Source organism: Bacteroides sp. (assembly GCF_028690125.1).
In the GTDB taxonomy this organism is placed as follows: domain Bacteria; phylum Bacteroidota; class Bacteroidia; order Bacteroidales; family Bacteroidaceae; genus Bacteroides.
In genome coordinates, this window is the sequence record NZ_JAQVBV010000001.1 from 95,511 (window position 1) to 112,834 (window position 17,324).

General features: G+C 37.7%; 14 protein-coding genes and 1 pseudogene. 7 read left to right on the forward strand and 8 right to left on the reverse strand.

Annotated elements, in window-relative coordinates; genetic code table 11:
• The first annotated feature begins 145 nt into the window (after window positions 1–145).
• Window positions 146–781, forward strand: a complete 636-nt coding sequence (locus PHO71_RS00380; protein ID WP_300197257.1) for a ribonuclease H family protein — start codon at window positions 146–148, stop codon at window positions 779–781.
• Window positions 782–783: 2 nt separating this feature from the next.
• On the opposite strand, the gene PHO71_RS00385 is transcribed toward PHO71_RS00380, so the two are convergent.
• From PHO71_RS00385 to PHO71_RS00410, 7 genes and pseudogenes are all read right to left on the reverse strand, one after another.
• Window positions 784–2,619 (reverse strand): ABC transporter ATP-binding protein, encoded by a 1,836-nt coding sequence (locus PHO71_RS00385; RefSeq protein WP_300197260.1) that lies wholly within the window; start codon window positions 2,617–2,619, stop codon window positions 784–786.
• 109 nt (window positions 2,620–2,728) lie between these two features.
• Entirely contained in the window at window positions 2,729–3,568 is an 840-nt protein-coding gene (locus tag PHO71_RS00390; protein WP_300197263.1) for a DUF6492 family protein, read from the reverse strand.
• Between the two features lie 112 nt (window positions 3,569–3,680).
• Window positions 3,681–5,360: a VapE domain-containing protein gene (locus PHO71_RS00395; protein ID WP_367279873.1), complete on the reverse strand. Its 1,680-nt coding sequence runs from the start codon at window positions 5,358–5,360 to the stop codon at window positions 3,681–3,683.
• A 3-nt stretch (window positions 5,361–5,363) separates the two neighbouring features.
• Window positions 5,364–5,516, reverse strand: a pseudogene (locus PHO71_RS00400) (IS5/IS1182 family transposase); the annotation flags it as partial.
• A gap of 452 nt (window positions 5,517–5,968) precedes the next feature.
• Window positions 5,969–6,577 carry an HU family DNA-binding protein gene (locus PHO71_RS00405; RefSeq protein WP_300197266.1) on the reverse strand — a complete coding sequence of 203 codons (609 nt, stop codon included), beginning with the start codon at window positions 6,575–6,577 and terminating at the stop codon, window positions 5,969–5,971.
• Window positions 6,578–6,882: 305 nt separating this feature from the next.
• Complete coding sequence (locus tag PHO71_RS26140) at window positions 6,883–7,803, reverse strand: acyltransferase family protein (protein ID WP_367279869.1); 921 nt, start codon at window positions 7,801–7,803, stop codon at window positions 6,883–6,885.
• Between the two features lie 62 nt (window positions 7,804–7,865).
• Window positions 7,866–8,744, reverse strand: coding sequence for a beta-1,6-N-acetylglucosaminyltransferase (locus PHO71_RS00410; protein WP_300197269.1), 879 nt, complete (start codon window positions 8,742–8,744; stop codon window positions 7,866–7,868).
• A 170-nt stretch (window positions 8,745–8,914) separates the two neighbouring features.
• Between PHO71_RS00410 and PHO71_RS00415 the strand changes: the two genes are divergently transcribed.
• From PHO71_RS00415 to PHO71_RS00435, 5 genes are read left to right on the forward strand one after another with little or no spacing between them, the layout of a single operon-like run.
• Complete coding sequence (locus PHO71_RS00415) at window positions 8,915–10,027, forward strand: DegT/DnrJ/EryC1/StrS aminotransferase family protein (RefSeq protein WP_300197272.1); 1,113 nt, start codon at window positions 8,915–8,917, stop codon at window positions 10,025–10,027.
• A gap of 5 nt (window positions 10,028–10,032) precedes the next feature.
• Window positions 10,033–10,725, forward strand: a complete 693-nt coding sequence (locus PHO71_RS00420; RefSeq protein ID WP_300197275.1) for a WbqC family protein — start codon at window positions 10,033–10,035, stop codon at window positions 10,723–10,725.
• Complete coding sequence (locus PHO71_RS00425) at window positions 10,722–11,672, forward strand: hypothetical protein (RefSeq protein WP_300197278.1); 951 nt, start codon at window positions 10,722–10,724, stop codon at window positions 11,670–11,672. The genes PHO71_RS00420 and PHO71_RS00425 overlap by 4 nt, the downstream gene beginning before the upstream one ends.
• Before the next feature lie 13 nt (window positions 11,673–11,685).
• Window positions 11,686–12,681, forward strand: a complete 996-nt coding sequence (locus PHO71_RS00430; RefSeq protein WP_300197281.1) for an NAD(P)-dependent oxidoreductase — start codon at window positions 11,686–11,688, stop codon at window positions 12,679–12,681.
• Window positions 12,681–13,640 carry a glycosyltransferase gene (locus PHO71_RS00435; RefSeq protein WP_300197284.1) on the forward strand — a complete coding sequence of 320 codons (960 nt, stop codon included), beginning with the start codon at window positions 12,681–12,683 and terminating at the stop codon, window positions 13,638–13,640. Before PHO71_RS00430 ends, PHO71_RS00435 begins: the two co-directional genes overlap by 1 nt.
• 137 nt (window positions 13,641–13,777) lie before the next feature.
• Here the strand turns inward: PHO71_RS00435 and PHO71_RS00440 are convergent, their stop codons facing one another.
• Entirely contained in the window at window positions 13,778–14,758 is a 981-nt protein-coding gene (locus PHO71_RS00440) for a glycosyltransferase family 2 protein (protein ID WP_300197287.1), read from the reverse strand.
• A 222-nt stretch (window positions 14,759–14,980) separates the two neighbouring features.
• Between PHO71_RS00440 and PHO71_RS00445 the strand changes: the two genes are divergently transcribed.
• Window positions 14,981–17,299 (forward strand): glycosyltransferase, encoded by a 2,319-nt coding sequence (locus PHO71_RS00445; protein WP_300197290.1) that lies wholly within the window; start codon window positions 14,981–14,983, stop codon window positions 17,297–17,299.
• The last annotated feature ends 25 nt before the right edge of the window (window positions 17,300–17,324 follow it).

Genomic DNA, 17,324 nt, shown 5'->3' on the forward strand with positions numbered 1-17,324 from the left:
AATAACTCCTTTCTTTATATATGGTTCATTGTGGTAATATTAAACTCATATCTTTTTAAAACAAGTATCCCCTTCAACTTGTTCGATTTTAGAATATATTTGTACCTTCGCAGAAATAATATGCGAAATTGATAAATTATTATCTATGGGGAAACAGAAATTCTATGTAGTATGGGAAGGAGTAACGCCGGGAATTTATACATCCTGGACGGAGTGTCAGCTCCAGATAAAGGGATATGAAGGTGCTAAATACAAATCATTCCATACCCGAGAGGAAGCAGAGCATGCCTTAGCAACATCTCCATACGCTTATATTGGGAAGAATGCAAAAAAGAAAACGGAAAACGGAAAACTGAATTCCGGCGTTTTACCTGCCGCAGTAATTGATAATAGTTTGGCGGTTGATGCAGCCTGTAGTGGTAATCCCGGTCCAATGGAATATCGTGGAGTACACATAGCAAGCTGCCAAGAAGTTTTTCACTTTGGTCCAATGAAGGGTACAAACAATATTGGTGAATTCTTAGCAATTGTGCACGGTCTAGCCTTATTGAAGCAAAAAGGATTTGATATGCCAATTTATAGTGACAGCGTGAATGCTATCAGTTGGGTAAGACAGAAGAAATGTAAAACTAAGCTTCCCCGAACAGCAGAAACTGAACAGTTGTTCTTATTGATAGAACGGGCAGAGAAGTGGCTCAAAAAGAACACTTACTCTACCCGTATTTTAAAATGGGAGACCAAGGAATGGGGAGAAATTCCCGCAGACTTTGGTCGAAAATAAAATTAAAGTTGCTGCATATCGTGCAGTCTCTTATAATAACCATCTAACTCAATCAGTTCTTCATGTTTGCCACGCTCTACAATCTCTCCTTCATAGAGCACACAAATCTCATCTGCATTCTTGATAGTAGATAAACGGTGAGCGATCGCAATCGTAGTACGTGTTTTCATCAAACGTTCTAATGCTTCTTGTACCAGACGCTCGGATTCTGTATCAAGAGCCGAAGTAGCTTCATCCAGAATCAAAATAGGAGGATTCTTCAATATAGCACGAGCAATACTAATTCGCTGACGCTGACCACCTGATAGTTTTCCACCACGATCGCCAATATTGGCATTATATCCTTCCGGTTTCTCCATAATGAAGTCATGGGCGTTTGCAATCTTAGCAGCTTCTACTACCTGTTCCATTGTTGCCTTCTCTACACCGAAAGCAATATTATTAAAAAATGTATCGTTAAACAGAATAGCTTCCTGATTCACATTACCAATCAAACTACGCAGATCTGCAATGCGAACATCTTTAATATTTGTACCGTCAATGGTTATCGTTCCTTCCTGCACATCATGATAACGGGGCAATAAATCAACCAATGTAGATTTTCCCGAACCAGATTGTCCGACCAGTGCAATTGTCTTTCCTTTAGGTACTGTTATATTGACGTGTTTCAATACTTCTCTTTTACCATCGTAACTGAATGAAATATCTTTAAACTCAATTTTATCATGCAATCCCTTCAAAGGCTTCGGATTGGGTATTTCCTTAATATTGTTTACCGCTTTCAGGATTTTATCCACACGCTCCATAGAAGCCAACCCCTTTGGAATATTATACCCGGCTTTGGCAAAATCTTTCAAAGGATTAATAGCACTATACAGAATCACCATATAATAAATAAATATCGAAGCGGTTAATGTAGAGCCTTCGGCCAAAATTAAAGACCCGCCGAACCACAAGACGCCCACAATAAGGATAGTACCCAAGAATTCGCTCAGCGGATGCGCCAGTACCTGCCGCATAGCCACCTTACACCCCGCGTCGCGAAGTTCGTTGCTACATTTTGTAAAACGATTAATCATACGGTCTTCCGCAATAAACGCCTTGATAATGCGCAGACCACCCAAAGTTTCTTCTAATTGTGACATCGTATCACTCCACTTTGATTGCGCCTCCAATGACTGACGTTTCAACTTTCTACCGACTTTGCCCATGAACCATCCCATCCCCGGCAAAACCAATACCGTGAAAAGAGTCAGTTGCCAACTTAATATAATTAGCGTGGTAAAGTAGATGATAAGCATGATAGGATTCTTCAGCAACATATCCAGCGAACTGGTAATGGAGTTTTCCACCTCACCTACGTCACCACTCATACGGGCAATGATATCTCCCTTTCTTTCTTCAGAGAAGAAGCTCAGGGGAAGGCGCATCACTTTGGCATAAACCATGATACGGATATCACGAACCACTCCCGTACGCAACGGAATCATTACCGCCGATGAAGCAAAATAACAGGCCGTTTTCAGCAAGGTCATCACAGTCAGCCCTATTCCCAACAGCAACAGCACTTTCCCGGCACCTCCTGCCTGGATCATATCGGTCGCATAATAATAGAAGTTATTTTTCAACACCACTTCAAACTTATCTGCGCCCCACTCCATATAGTGATAAATCTCCTGGGTCCCTCCGGTTTTGAAAAGAATATTCAATATTGGAATCAACAAAGAGAATGAAAATACATTAAAAACCGCAGATAAAATATTCAGCACGACAGCCCATCCAATGAACCTCCTATAGGGCCACAAGAAGCGGCGCATTAATTGTAGAAATTCCTTCATTATTGATAATTAAATAAGTTAAGGGCGCAAAGATACAACAAAACCACTTAACTGATGAAAGTTTCCCACAATTATTAATATCAATTATCGAAAAAAGAAATCCGCGCCACTATTTATTCTTGTAATCGGGGAATGTAACTGCGCGATAACGAGCAGAATAAGTCTTCACCAACTCGTCCAGCGAGGATAGTTGCCGATAGCGAAGCGATTTATTACGAAACAAACGGGTTACGGCATCCGATGTCGGATAATAGTTACCATAAGTTTCGTATTCTGAGAAACAGGAAAGTTGATTCACATCCAAAATGCTTAGTACAGCCTGGTCCCATGTCTTTCCCGTATGTATATGGATTTCCTGTTTCATGGTTTCCAGCATTTCGCGTGAAAACAGCATCTTATGCGCCACATATGACAACAGAGGATATTTGTTCCAGCCCAGCAATTTCCAGATAGCCTCATAATAAGGAGCATGATACTCACGGCTACGATAGAATACTGTTTTGCCTTCTTTCGTCAGGAACGTATGTGGGCGGAGTAAGATATGATCGGCATCTATTACCAGGAAATAAGGACTAATCCCTATTTTTCCCGACAATTTCAGTAATTGCTGAAAAATCCATCCGCTACGATCGCTCCCATCGGAGAGGATATAATGAATATCACGGACCCCATATCCAAGCACCGTCGCCTCATCAACAAACACCAGTCCGTGCTCCCGGCAGAACGCTTTTACTACCTCATTATCGGGAGACACCAGATAGATAGCCTGAATCCGGTTGGTGACAAATCTCTTCATTGCCTCCAAACAAAGCGGCAGAATACGCAAGTCCTTCTCGATAACCGGAATCACAACATCAATCGGCTCATCGGAAGGTGGAAGCACTTTATCTCTTTCCAACCAGGTAGAAAGAAGATAGCTTGTCTTTCTAAGTATCTTGTATTTATTCATAAGAGCGCAAAGATAAGGATAAAATAAATAAAATTCCTGTTTCACGCGCAAAACAAATTCAGGTATCAATCGTTTTGCGTGTAAAACAAACAGCAGGAAATAGCCTCTATATTCATCTAAGACTCATTACATGATAATACACTCCACGGGTTTTCCGATACGACTTTACTCCCAGCCTTTGCAGGATACGCCCGAAGTATGCCACTAATCCGGGAGAGAACTTCATCCGGCTTTCTTTCTGTATCCGTTGCAGAAGATCCGGGGCAAGTAGCCATTCTCCTTCCTCATCGTCTTCGGCAGCCCGGAAATAAATCAGGAATAATTGCTCGATAGCGGGTGACTGTTCAAATTCACGATTGGCTTCCGTCATCAGGGCCTCGTCCGTTTCATCGAACCAATATCGTTCGTTATTGTAAAGGGCTGCCATTGCCTGCGCATACAGTTGTTCATAGTCAATCGGGCGGACCACGTCAATCACCCCTGTCACCTCCACACCAATAAAACGACGGCTACCGGAAGTATCCGTCAGCAGGTCTTTATGGTTGCTCGTCCCAATGAAAGAGGCATAACGGCGAAGTGACTCCACCGCCGAAGCATTCGGACGACGCGTATTGACCACCGGCTTCTGCAAAATATGTTTGAGAAAAGCTTGTTGGTTCGCACCTATCTGGTCGAACTCATCCATATTAATCAACAAAAAACGGTTCAGATACAGCTCGGCATCCCGCTTCCGGCTAAAATCAATGCTGTCTGTATAATACGCCTGCAAGCAAGGCGGCAATATCAGACGGCAGAATGTCGATTTCCGGAAAGCTTGTGGACCGATCAAAAGAGGTGAAGTGCTATTTGCATATCTTTCATTTATTCCACGCCAGTGGGCTACCATACCCAAAAACCAACGGCGAAACAATTGTGTCCAATACAGATTATTGCAGGGAACCCGCTCCGCCAAACTCCGAATGTGATCCTTACCATCCCAATGCGGAAGGTCGTAAAGAAACTCCTCAACAGGCTGGTAAACCGGAACATGATCCGAACTTAAATAACGGACCACATCTTTGTCCCAAAGTTTGATTCCTTCATACAGCCCATTCATGGCAATGCTTGCCATGCCCCGTTTATCCACCGGACGGAAATAGAAGTTAAAACTGTTCCTCTCCCGATATTCCACCACATTTGTCAGCTGATTGAAACGGAATTCATACCGACGTTTCATGAATTCGTCCAACTGCATCACAAACAACTGTTCCGGCAACAGGCTGCTTTTATCTCCGAATCCTCTGCTGGTACGATATACATTCTTTACCGTCTCCCGTATCAACGCCCCCTCATCGGGCAACCGGTAATGCGCACGTGCCCATCGTACCGTATCCTCTCCAGGAATACCGGCACGGAAACTATGTCCGGCAAGGCAAATCAGCAGAGATTGTATATCGTCACCCCGACAATATTCCCTCTGTTCCTCCAGTGCCTGAGCGAAAGCCGCCTCGAAAAGCAAAGAAAGCGCCTTATAGCTCTCGTATCCCGGCGCCAATCGCTGCAAAGGTGAAACCTCTGTCCGCACCTGTTCACGGTAAGTAGTCTCCCCCGGCAAATCGACGGGCTGCTTCAGGTAAATAGGCATTGCCTCAGAATTAAAATACAGTCCCGGGTCAAAAGTCAAACGGCAGTATTGTTCCAACGAAGGTTCCTTCAGTTCAATATCGAAAGGTAATTGAGGCTGATAGAATTTCACCGCCAGACGATAGGCGGAAGCATGAAACAATTCCGCTTGTTCATGGGTCGTAGGCAATTCATTATCCGGGCAATATTTTGAAACCAGTTCATCGTAAACAAACGAGAAATCTATCAATGAATTGATACGCCGAAGGAGATTATCCTGCGGTATAATCAAGTCATAAAGACTTGAATAATCACTAAAGACTAAACGTTCTTGGGGTGCTAACATTAGAAGTTCTTTTGGTGACCGACAACTAGTTTGATAAACGATACATTCTCTTTTCTCAATTCTTCCATGCACATTTTCTTCAGTTACGTAGTTGGCAAAACAGCCGGGAGATTTTCTCCCAAGTTTCAGCTCCGCAAAGAATGCCAACTAGACTAACATAAATAATCGTTTCAAAATGATGTATCTTCAGATGATCAACACGATGATCAGAGATCCCAATAGAGAATGTTAATAAATCCATCGTTCTTTTTGTTTTGGAAATAAAGATAAGACTTTTGCCGGAATATGAAAAGTTAGGAATCATTTTAATGCGCATGTCCTGTATCTCAGCCCTTCCTTAGAAAAAATTTTCTTATGTTTCATCTCTCATACTCTCATAATACGCATATAAACAACAGTAATACAACAAGATAAACTATGAGAGACACTTCATGAGAGATACATCCAAAAAGCTATCTCTCATAATATCCCTTTCCCGGCACATAAATAGGCTGTGTCGATCTTCCTATATTCTCCAGCTTTTTCAGAGCTTTCAACCGTCGTATTTGACGGGAAGCCATACTTTCAGTAAAGCCGCAAAGCGACTGCATATCAGTACGCCTCAATACAAGATGCGTCGCGAAATACGTTGTCAGTCTCCGGTCTATCTCCTCCTCCGAAAGAGATTCGGAATGAGGTTTCAACTTCGAACGATGTACATGCGCATGAACAAATGTACCTTTCAAATCTTTGTCGGGTTGAAAACTAACCGTTTTGATTTTCACCTTATTGGAACGGGTAGAGATAGAATGTATAGGTTCGGTAGCTTGCAACGTCACTTGAAAATAGCCTATTCCGTCCAGATGTACTCTTTCTCCTTCCTGCAAATGATTTCCCATACACCTGCTAAGTTCCATCAGCATAGCTTCCACTTCAGCTCTGCCAAAAGTAGTTGCCGAATGGATTTCAGCAGCGAGCCTCTGTGTAGTGACATGCTGGAAATTAACGACTCTGGGATGATAATTTATCTCTTTCTCCTCATCCTGTTGGGGATTCTTATAAAACTCAAATTGTATTGCCATTTTTGCTTTGGTTGAATGGTTGTTTACAGATTATATAACCTACCTTCTCACTTTATCTAGCCTTCATCAGGCGGTCTTCTTACCGACATAACATTCGTGTCACTTTGGTGAACGATACTCAGCACTAAGGTACACAATTCCCAGCACTGAGGTACCGAGTATCGTTCACTAGGGTGGAACGAATGTTATGCTACTTCAAAGATACAACAATAACTATTGAATAACAAATGATCATATAATAGATTTCATGAAAAAGAACAATAGTCCAAATGGTTCGTAAGGTTCAACCAAACGACAAAACAGACTTACGAAAAAGTCTTTGACCGACAACGCACCTTATTATAAAAATACTCATAAACCATTCCAACACACAAAGCACTGAGTATAGCCAAAGGTATTTTAAATACCCCACAATGAGAATATAAAGACAAAAAGATACAATGAAGCATATAAATATAAATACAGTACTTGGCTAAAAAAACAATGGCTTTCAACGAGAAAAGTCTGGTTAAACTAGTTTCAACATTCAGATAGAAATAAAAAATAAAAAGCGAATGTAAAATGGCGGAAGTATTTCCAAACACACGACACCTTAAGAATAAAAGATAAACACAAATTATAATAATATTAGCATATATATTCTTCACAAAAATCCTACTACTATTAGTTGCGATCTGCCTCAATGTGACACCTATGCTATACTCCAATAATCTAAAAATAGGCGATATATATATAAACCAAGTAGTATATTTTCCACTAACAAATTCACACAAAGCCCAAATAATAAGAAACAGCAATATTAAAAAGAGTTTTTTATTTCTTATTTTCAATACAACTTTGTAAACAACCGGACCCAGAATGTAACAAAACATCAAAGAGGATAAAAACCAAGCAACGCCATTATAGTCAAAAAAGCCAAAGCCTTTTTCCGGTATATACGATTGCAATAATAACAAATGAGGTATTATATTCCAGTTTACAGACAAATGAAGAACGATGACAGCAAGTATGACGGACAGCCATTGCAAAGGCAACATGGAAGAAAGCTTGTTCCACATATAATCTCGATATCTCACACGAGTTTCCCCTTTAAAGAAGAAGCCAGAAATTACAAAAAAGAAAGAACACAAATCCGCCCCTTCACCCAAAATTGGCGTTCCGTCATGCATAAAAACGATAGATAATACAAATAGCAATTTAAGCCCTTGAAATTGTTCTGTCTTCATTTTATTTCTAAGTTCATCTATTTATTGACGGCTCTCATTCTGTAAAAATTCATAATTAACATTCAAGAAAACAGTTCTTTTACTTTCATCACAATCTCCATATCATCAGAACTAAATTTCCGAGCAAATAGATCGTCCGATTCCAGCAACAATGATAAATCTTCCATTCTCCACACATAAGGGTCTCCCCTATTCCAGTCTATTGCACGAATCCCATTACCAGCTTCTCGATTCACTTTGTAAATTTTATCTTTTAGGGGAGAATTCCACAAAATGGAATGAATAAAAATTTCATCACTGCAACAAACATATTTAAAACGCTTAAAAATAAAATTCTTCTTATCTAGTAGAACCGTCACTAAATCGTCAGATATACTAACCCAATTCGAACCTTTTTTAAAATCTATTTCATTAGGGCGAGAGTAATGATACTTCTCCTGAAATTTCAAAAACTTTCGTCGAAAACGTTCTATCTTTTTCCGAAAGAAGCGAGGAGGTATTTTATAATACCTGGTAAACAAGTGATATTTAGACATTTTCCATTCAAGATCCTTCAGATTAGCCTCCCCTTGAGAATAAGCGACAAACTCATACCCTTTATTCTTTTCAAAAAACTCATGAATATAATCCTGGGATTTTATGGGCAGATCCACCCCGGACAATAAATGATAATAATCATAGGGACCTTTCATTCTGGCGGTCTCAAGCAGTAATAATTCGACCTTTACCACACTAATATCTCCCCATCTGACATCAATACGTTGCTCTAATATATAAAGACGGGCATGTTTGAGAATAAACATATCTTTATTCAACGACTCCATATCCACCTTTTTATCAATATGCAGAAAAATATCATTTCTTTCATCATCAAGCATGGAAAGAAGGATCTTCAACAACTGAAATTCATTGTGAGCAATTAGTAAAAAAGCATGTCTCATGGGCTTACAATTGAATTAAATGGCACAATTAAACTGTACAAAGGTATATAATTATCCTATCATAAGAAAAAAAACAGTTACTAAAGTTGCGTAATATGTTTTGATAGCTCTCATAATCTATTTATCTTTGCCCGTTACATCTTAAAGAAGGAAACAAATAACTATAAAAGATGAATGATGAACCGATATATGTAACTTCTCCTTTATTACCATCTTTAGATGATTTTACATCATCCTTAGCAGAAATATGGGAAAGTAAAATACTAACAAATAACGGCAGCTTCCATAAAAAACTTGAAAAGGAATTGGCTGCCTATCTAAAGGTGCCCTATCTTTGTTTATTTACCAACGGGACTTTACCTCTAATCACAGCTTTACAAGCGATGCGCATTACCGGTGAAGTGATAACCACTCCTTTTAGTTTCGTAGCAACGACCCACTCTCTTTGGTGGAATGGCATCAAGCCCGTTTTTGTAGATATAGACCCTGACACCTGCAACCTTAATCCGGAAAAAATAGAGGCGGCTATTACCTCACGAACAACAGCCATTATGCCTGTGCATGTATATGGAAAGCCATGTGATACAGCAAAGATCCAGGAAATAGCCGATAAATATGGCTTAAAAGTTATTTATGACGCAGCCCATGCTTTTGGCGTTGAGGCAAACGGGGATAGCATATTAAAGGTAGGAGATATGTCTACTTTAAGTTTCCACGCTACCAAAGTCTATAACACGCTGGAAGGAGGAGCGTTAGTTGTACATGACGAGCAAACAAAGAAACGAATTGATTATTTGAAAAATTTTGGTTTTGCCAGTGAAACAGAAGTTGTTGCTCCCGGAATTAACAGTAAGATGGACGAGGTACGTGCCGCATTCGGTTTACTCAACCTAAAATTAGTAGATCAAGCTATTGAAGCCCGTCACCACGTCGCCATCAACTATCGTGAAGCATTACAAGACACAACCGGCATAACGTTCTTCGATGATATGCCCGGTGTTCGCCACAATTATTCTTACTTTCCTATTTTCGTAGATGAAGAAAAATATGGGATGACGCGAGACGAACTCTATTTTAAGATGAAAGAGCAAAATGTATGGGGAAGGCGATACTTCTACCCTCTCATCAGCACATTCTCTACTTATCGGGGGCTGGAATCGGCACAACCGGAGAATTTACCCGTTGCAACAAAAATAGCCGACAGTGTAATATGTCTCCCAATACACCATACTTTAACTCAAGAAAATATAGAAAAGATTATATCTTTAATTATTAAAAAGTAGAAGATATGACCATAGGAATCATGCAGCCCTATTTTATGCCTTATATCGGTTATTTTCAATTAATTAAAGCCGTTGATAAGTATGTAGTATATGATGACGTCAGTTACATAAAAGGGGGATGGGTCAGCCGAAACAACCTATTAATAAATGGTGAAAAGAATTTATTCACTATCACATTAAAAGGTGCGAGTCCTAATAAGTTGTTTAATGAAATAGAGATTGGAGATGATTTTAAAAAGTTAATGAAGACGCTCTATATGAACTATTCCAAGTCGGTTAATTTTGAAGAAACGATGGCATTAATGGAAAAAATAGTATCATTTCCCAACAAGCAACTAGCACTATTTATAGCTAATAGCTTCCGTGAAATACTTAGTTATTTATCCATAGATACCGAAATTATTATATCATCAAATATACAAAAAGATAATACATTAAAGGGAAAAGACAAGGTACTTCATATTTGCAATATATTAGGAGCTGACAGGTATTATAATGCTATTGGAGGGCAGGAATTATATAGTAAAAAAGAATTCAAGGAACATAACATCACATTAAGCTTTGTTGAAACTGTGATACAACCGTATTGCCAGGTACATCATACTGATTTTATTCCGGATCTGTCAATCATTGATGTTTTGATGAATAATTCAAAACAAAACACGAATCTATTACTTAATTCATTTATTCTGAGATGAAACCTATAGGAGGATATTTTGAACTGGAGTTTCGGGAGGGAGAGCATTACCATAAAAATGCGATAAGGCTAAGTACAGCTCGCCAATGTCTGGAGTACATACTCCTTGCAAGAGGATACAAGAAAATCAATGTACCTTATTATACTTGCAGTGCATTGTTAGAACCCATAAAAAAATTAGGTATAGAATATAATTTCTATCCTATCAATGAAACGTTGGAACCTATATTCGATAAAACGTTAGATAATGACGAAGCACTATTATATACAAATTATTTCGGGTTGAAGCAAGGCACGATTCTATCATTATCCAAACAATACAAAAATTTGATCGTGGATAACGCCCAGGCCTTCTTTGCCCCACCTGTAAAGCATACCGACACATTTTACTCCGCACGTAAGTTCTTTGGAGTACCAGACGGGGCGTATCTATACACGGATTGCCCTTTAAACCAGAAATTTCCACCGTATATCCCTGATTCACACGCAAGGCACTTAGTGGGAAGACTAAGTCAGACCCCCGAAATGTATTATAATGATTATCAAGAAAGCGAATACGCTTTCTCTAATATGGAAATACATAGTATGTCTGTCCTTAGCGAACACGTATTAAAAGCTTTAGATTATCAGCAAATAATTCAAAGAAGACGGGATAACTATATGTTATTATCTCGTCAATTGAACAACCGAAATAAAATAAAATTCGATATCTCTTCTACAGATGATGTCCCTATGGTATACCCTTTTTGGAGCGATCAGAAAAATCTTAGACAACACCTGATATCTCAGAAGATTTTTATTCCTAAATACTGGCAAGATGTCTTAGAATGGACTAGTACCGGACAAGGTATTGAAACCGAACTCGCTGAAAGATTATACCCTATCCCCATCGATCAACGATACAAAGAAAAAGAAATGAATTATATAATTGACCATATATTGGAATAATAAATTGACTGTTATGAAAAAGAAAATAATTATCTTCGGTGCTACTGGGAATGTAGGTTCTTATTTATTAGAATATGCACTAGAATATTTTAACAAAGACGAGTATGAAGTGATTGCTTCCGGTCGCCGCAAAACGGACTTCTTCGCCAAACGTGGTATCGAATATTATTCCATTGATTTGACAAAAGCCTCCGATTTTGAGCAATTACCCACCGAAAATGTATTTGCCGTGATGCTTTTGTCTGCTCAAATACCCTCTTATATGGACACTTATGAACCTAAAAAGTACATAGATTCTATCATAACAGGTGGATTTAATGTATTGGAATATTGCTGTAAAAATCATGTGGACCGCATTCTTTATACACAAACTGTTTTTGATGTCTCTTTATACCCACATGACATTGTTCTGAAACCAGATATTACTCCAAATTTTAGCTATACAGGTGACCATGCCATCTATGTTATAGCTAAAAATACCATGTTAGAATTATTAAAACATTATTATCAGGAATATGGTTTGAAGAAATTCATATTCAGACTTCCAACCATCTATAATTACAGTCCTTATCCATACTATTATCCTAACGGAATAAAGACAAAACGACCGATATATCAAATGATAGAAAAAGCTCAAAACGGAGAGCCTTTGGAGATATGGGGAGACCCACATTACGCTAAAGACATGGTGCATGTTTATGATTTCAGCCAAATGCTATGCAAAGCAGTTGAAGCCAAACGTGAAACCGGACTTTACAATGTAGGTACAGGAATACCTGTCACGATAGAAGAGCAAATCCTCACTATTATTGATGTCTTTTCTCCCAGTGCTCATCCTTCCCCGGTTATTTATCGTCCCGACAAAATATGCGGAGGTGGTTTTTTAATGGATATCAGTAATGCTAAAGAGGAATTGGGCTACACACCTCTGTACGATTGCCGTAGATTATTCGAAGACTACAAAAAAGAAATGGAGATGAATCGTTTTACAGAATTAAGATTAACTTAATGGAGAACTCAATTACAGTCACTATTTGTTGCCTGACATACAACCATGAGAAGTTTGTCAAGCAGTGTTTAGATGGTTTCATTATGCAGAAAACGAACTTTCATTTTGAAGTGTTAATTCATGATGATGCATCCACAGATAAAACACAAGAAATAATTCGCGAATATGCAACCAATTATCCTGACATAATTAAACCTGTATTACAAAAAGAGAATCAATATTCAAAAGGAATTAGAGCAATACTCGCCACCTTCTGCTATCCGCAAGCCAAAGGAAAATATATCGCTATATGTGAAGGAGACGATTATTGGATTGATCCTCTCAAACTTCAAAAGCAGGTAGACTTCTTAGAAAATAATCCCGACTACGCCATGGTCTATACCCGCAGTAATGTATATGACCAGCGTAAATGCAGAATTGAGGATTACTTAATTGGGCGTGAGTTTAATGATTTCAACGACTTACTAATCATTAATCGTATCCCTACCTTAATAACTTGTATACGTACAAACATCCTGATAGAGTATACAAACGACATTAAACCAGAGAAGCAAAATTGGTTAATGGGAGATTACCCCATATGGCTATGGATAGCATACCATTATAAAATAAAGTTTTTTCCGGAAGTAACCTCTGTATATCGGGATCAATTGGAATCTGCCAGTCATTCACAAGACTTACAAAAACAAGAAAAATTTGCTTTGTCTGTAATTGATATAACCACATTCTACATTAAAAAATTTGAAATAGTTCCTACAAAAGAATATTGGGAAGCTGTAAATGCAACATATTATCATTACTACGATATCTACATACGTAAAGGGGATTATAAGAAAGCGAAACGCTATGCCAATAACATAAATCTTAATTATACGACAGACCGTATACGAAAAAAGATACGCCTATTTCACTTTCGATATATTAAATTTAAAGTACGAGCTTTATTCAAAATACATTAACACAAGCTCCCCCTAAGTTAAAGCCTTGAGAAGAGATATAAAACTAAAAAATGCGATGGCAATTCCTAATTGGAAGGCTATCGCATTTTTTAGTTTATCAAAATATTTGCATTCAAAAACGACTTTACAAATATATATTATTTGCGATAGTGCTTCCAGTAGCAAACCAACCACATATATGTAATCTTCCTTACACGCCTATAGACCCACCGGTCTATTTCATCAGAAGAAAGATCAAGCCATCGTTTCATTTTAGTCCGCATATCTTTAATCGCTTTCCTATCCCCAATCAATTTGGCATCTTTCATAAAATCAGTAAAACGACAAAAACAAGTTTGCACTATCTGATGAACAACCTTTGCTCTTTCTTCTCCTGCAAACAAACCGTTTTTCTTTATGAATTCCAATCTTGGATATTCAGCTAAAAAGAAATGATATTGCTTAACCTTATCAACAGTATGACAAATACTTCCTTCCCTTTGGAGATAAAAATAATAATCCCGATCAACCCATACCACTTTATTACACTGTGCTATCAATTGATAGATCATAGCATGATCCTCCCAAAATACCCCTTCGGGAAATAATAAAAAATCAAATAGTTCCTTTTTAAACAGTTTCGTGCATGAAGAACTGCTAATCTTCTCAGATATAATATCTTCCACTACTTCTTTGGATGTACGCTCAATTATATTTCCAGAATTTGTATAAAGATGCTCTATCCGTCCATCAGTGTATTCGTAACAAAAAGTACAATATGCCACATCTGCATGATAAGTTTCAATGCCACACAGTAAATCCAGATACATTCTTTCGTCAATATAGTCATCACTATCCACAAAGCCCACATAGGGAGCCGTTGCAACTTTAATGCCTGCATTTCTGGCGATAGAAAGCCCGGCTTCTGAAAGGTGAAGCACCTTTATGCGAGAATCTATCTTAGCATATTCATCGCACATAGCAGGTGACATATCTTCCGACTTATTATCAACCAGAATAATCTCAATATCCTTCAAGAGTTGGTGACGCACTGACTCTACACAACGCTTCAAGTACGGAGCCGTATTATGGACTGGGATAATTATACTTACAACATATTGACATTTAGTATCTTCCATTTTCAACAATAAGTTATATAAAACTTAACAAAAAGACATTTATAATTCAAAAGATATTTAAAAGTTAATGACAAAGATAAGAAAATCCATTAGATTTATATCAATTTTTGGCACTTCTATTTTTTCTTCATACCTTTGTCTCATTAAGAACTTTAACCAAAGTGCATAATCAAATAATGCACACTTTAATGAAGTAAAACTTTACTTTAATATATCTTAGCTATGGATGTCGATATTGTAATACCTATTTATAACGCTTTTGATTTTGTAAATAAATGTATTGAAACTGTGATAGAGCATACAGATCTTACCAGACATACTTTATTGCTTATCAATGACAAAAGCACGGATGAAAGGATCTTGCCTTTATTGAATTCTTTTATAGAGAACAATCAAGCTCTAAATATCAAATTGATAGATAACAAAGAGAATCAAGGCTTTATCGGCACGGTGAACATTGGTATGCAAAATTCGCTGCATGACGTTGTTTTATTAAATAGCGACACAGAGGTTACAAAAAACTGGCTCCTTAAAATACAGAATTGTGCATATAGCAAACCGGCGGTAGCAACCGTAACGCCACTATCCAATAATGCGACACTGGCATCTGTTCCCGAATTTCTATCGGAAAACAGATTGCCTTCAAGCATGACCGTAGATGAATATGCTGAGATTGTTGAAAAATGTAGCATGAATTTGTTTCCGGAAATACCCACGGCACATGGGTTCTGCATGTACATCAAGCGAGAAGCCATAGATAACCTTGGTCTTTTCGACGAAAAAACATTCGGCAAAGGATACGGTGAAGAAAACGACTTTTCATATAGATGCTTACAAGCCGGATACAGGCATTTGCTATGTGATAATACATATATCTACCACAAAGGAACGCAATCTTTCTCCCAAGAAAAAACTGAATTGATAAATTCTCACCTACAAATATTGAAAGAAAGATATCCTTCATGTTTTGCGAACACTGAACTTTTTATACAGCAAAATCCTATTTCAGAGATACAACTAAATATCCGTTATGGCATAGATTTGTATTCTAAAAAAAATGTATTGATCATAATACACGAATTCAAAGCGATCAAGGAGAAGAATATCGGTGGAACGATTTTACATGTATATGATTTGATAAAAAATATGCGAAAAGAATTCAACTTCCATATTGTTTATTACTCCATCGATGATTTCAGATATTATTTAACTTCATACCTTTCATCTGATCAGATTACGACTCCGTTAGGTTCCTATTTTTCATATACCACATTGAAACTTTACAATGATGAATTCAAAAAAGAAATCGAGAGACTTACAGATGCCTTAAGGATAGATTTAATTCATATTCATCATTTAAGAGATATGTATCTGGATATTTTCAAAATAGCGGAAGAGAAAAAGATCCCTGTTATATATACGCTACATGACTTTTACTCGATGTGTCCTTCTGTGAAACTTTTTGATGAGAAGACATTCCTTTGTAATTACTCCGATCCGGAGGGGTGTAATTCATGCTTATCAAAGAAATTCAAACAGAATGTCAATATTATCCCGCTATGGAGAAAGGAGTTTTACAAGAATCTTAAAATAGTGAAGAAGATTATCGTTCCCTCGTTTAGTACTAAAAAGATATTCTTGGATGTATACAAAGACTTAGTAATTGATGTAGTAGAACATGGATACGACAGAATAGACAACGCACAAAGTGGTCCCTATCGGAATAAAAGAAACTGTAAGAATTTCAATATCGCCTTTATTGGAGGCATCTCAGAAGAGAAAGGACTGAGATATTTAAAGGAACTGATATCGGAAGCAAAAGGTTCGGATGTCACAATTCACCTCTTCGGAATAACAGAGAGCAAAAAACACAACACGAATACACGAAATTACATCTACCATGGCGAATATCTACAGAAAGATTTACCTAATCTGTTATTTGAGAATAACATCAAATTAATTTGTTTAATGTCTATGTGGCCAGAAACATATTCTTATACTCTGACAGAAAGTTTAATTTCTGAGCTTCCTGTAATCACATTTGATTTGGGAGCCATTGCTGAAAGAGTGAAAGCCATTGATGCCGGATGGGTTTTGCCCATAAACAGTACAACGAAAGATGTTTTTAAGCTCATCTTGACCATTAAATCAACTCTTTCGGGAGAAGAATATAGAAGGAAAGTAGAGAACATACGACATTATTCAGAGGAAATGAAGTCTGTAAAAGAGATGACAGATGAATATACTGAAATATATAATAGAATCATTAGCAGATTTCCCGTTTTAAACCAGGATGCAGATTGCATACAGGCAAAGGTTGAATTCTACCAGAAAAATAAAATACTTCCTTCATTAAATATTAAACTGATGGAGGAAAAGAAAGAGTACAAACGCGTAAAGGATATTATTAAAAGCTCCGCCCCTTTTAAGTATGCCCTTAAGGAAGCACAAGATTATTACAAGACTCACACTAACAAAAAATGGAGAAACAAAATTATTTTTAAATTTATATGGTATCGGATTTTGTGTCTTCACATTTAAACCATTCATGCCAGGAGATCTAATA

Excerpts from the sequence above, each read along its gene's own strand:
- PHO71_RS00380 (WP_300197257.1), top strand. The coding sequence starts at position 146 with ATGGGGAAACAGAAATTCTATGTAGTATGGGAAGGAGTAACGCCGGGA.
- PHO71_RS00385 (WP_300197260.1), bottom strand. The coding sequence starts at position 2,619 with ATGAAGGAATTTCTACAATTAATGCGCCGCTTCTTGTGGCCCTATAGG.
- PHO71_RS00390 (WP_300197263.1), bottom strand. The coding sequence starts at position 3,568 with ATGAATAAATACAAGATACTTAGAAAGACAAGCTATCTTCTTTCTACC.
- PHO71_RS00405 (WP_300197266.1), bottom strand. The coding sequence starts at position 6,577 with ATGGCAATACAATTTGAGTTTTATAAGAATCCCCAACAGGATGAGGAG.
- PHO71_RS26140 (WP_367279869.1), bottom strand. The coding sequence starts at position 7,803 with ATGAAGACAGAACAATTTCAAGGGCTTAAATTGCTATTTGTATTATCT.
- PHO71_RS00410 (WP_300197269.1), bottom strand. The coding sequence starts at position 8,744 with ATGAGACATGCTTTTTTACTAATTGCTCACAATGAATTTCAGTTGTTG.
- PHO71_RS00415 (WP_300197272.1), top strand. The coding sequence starts at position 8,915 with ATGAATGATGAACCGATATATGTAACTTCTCCTTTATTACCATCTTTA.
- PHO71_RS00420 (WP_300197275.1), top strand. The coding sequence starts at position 10,033 with ATGACCATAGGAATCATGCAGCCCTATTTTATGCCTTATATCGGTTAT.
- PHO71_RS00425 (WP_300197278.1), top strand. The coding sequence starts at position 10,722 with ATGAAACCTATAGGAGGATATTTTGAACTGGAGTTTCGGGAGGGAGAG.
- PHO71_RS00430 (WP_300197281.1), top strand. The coding sequence starts at position 11,686 with ATGAAAAAGAAAATAATTATCTTCGGTGCTACTGGGAATGTAGGTTCT.
- PHO71_RS00435 (WP_300197284.1), top strand. The coding sequence starts at position 12,681 with ATGGAGAACTCAATTACAGTCACTATTTGTTGCCTGACATACAACCAT.
- PHO71_RS00440 (WP_300197287.1), bottom strand. The coding sequence starts at position 14,758 with ATGGAAGATACTAAATGTCAATATGTTGTAAGTATAATTATCCCAGTC.
- PHO71_RS00445 (WP_300197290.1), top strand. The coding sequence starts at position 14,981 with ATGGATGTCGATATTGTAATACCTATTTATAACGCTTTTGATTTTGTA.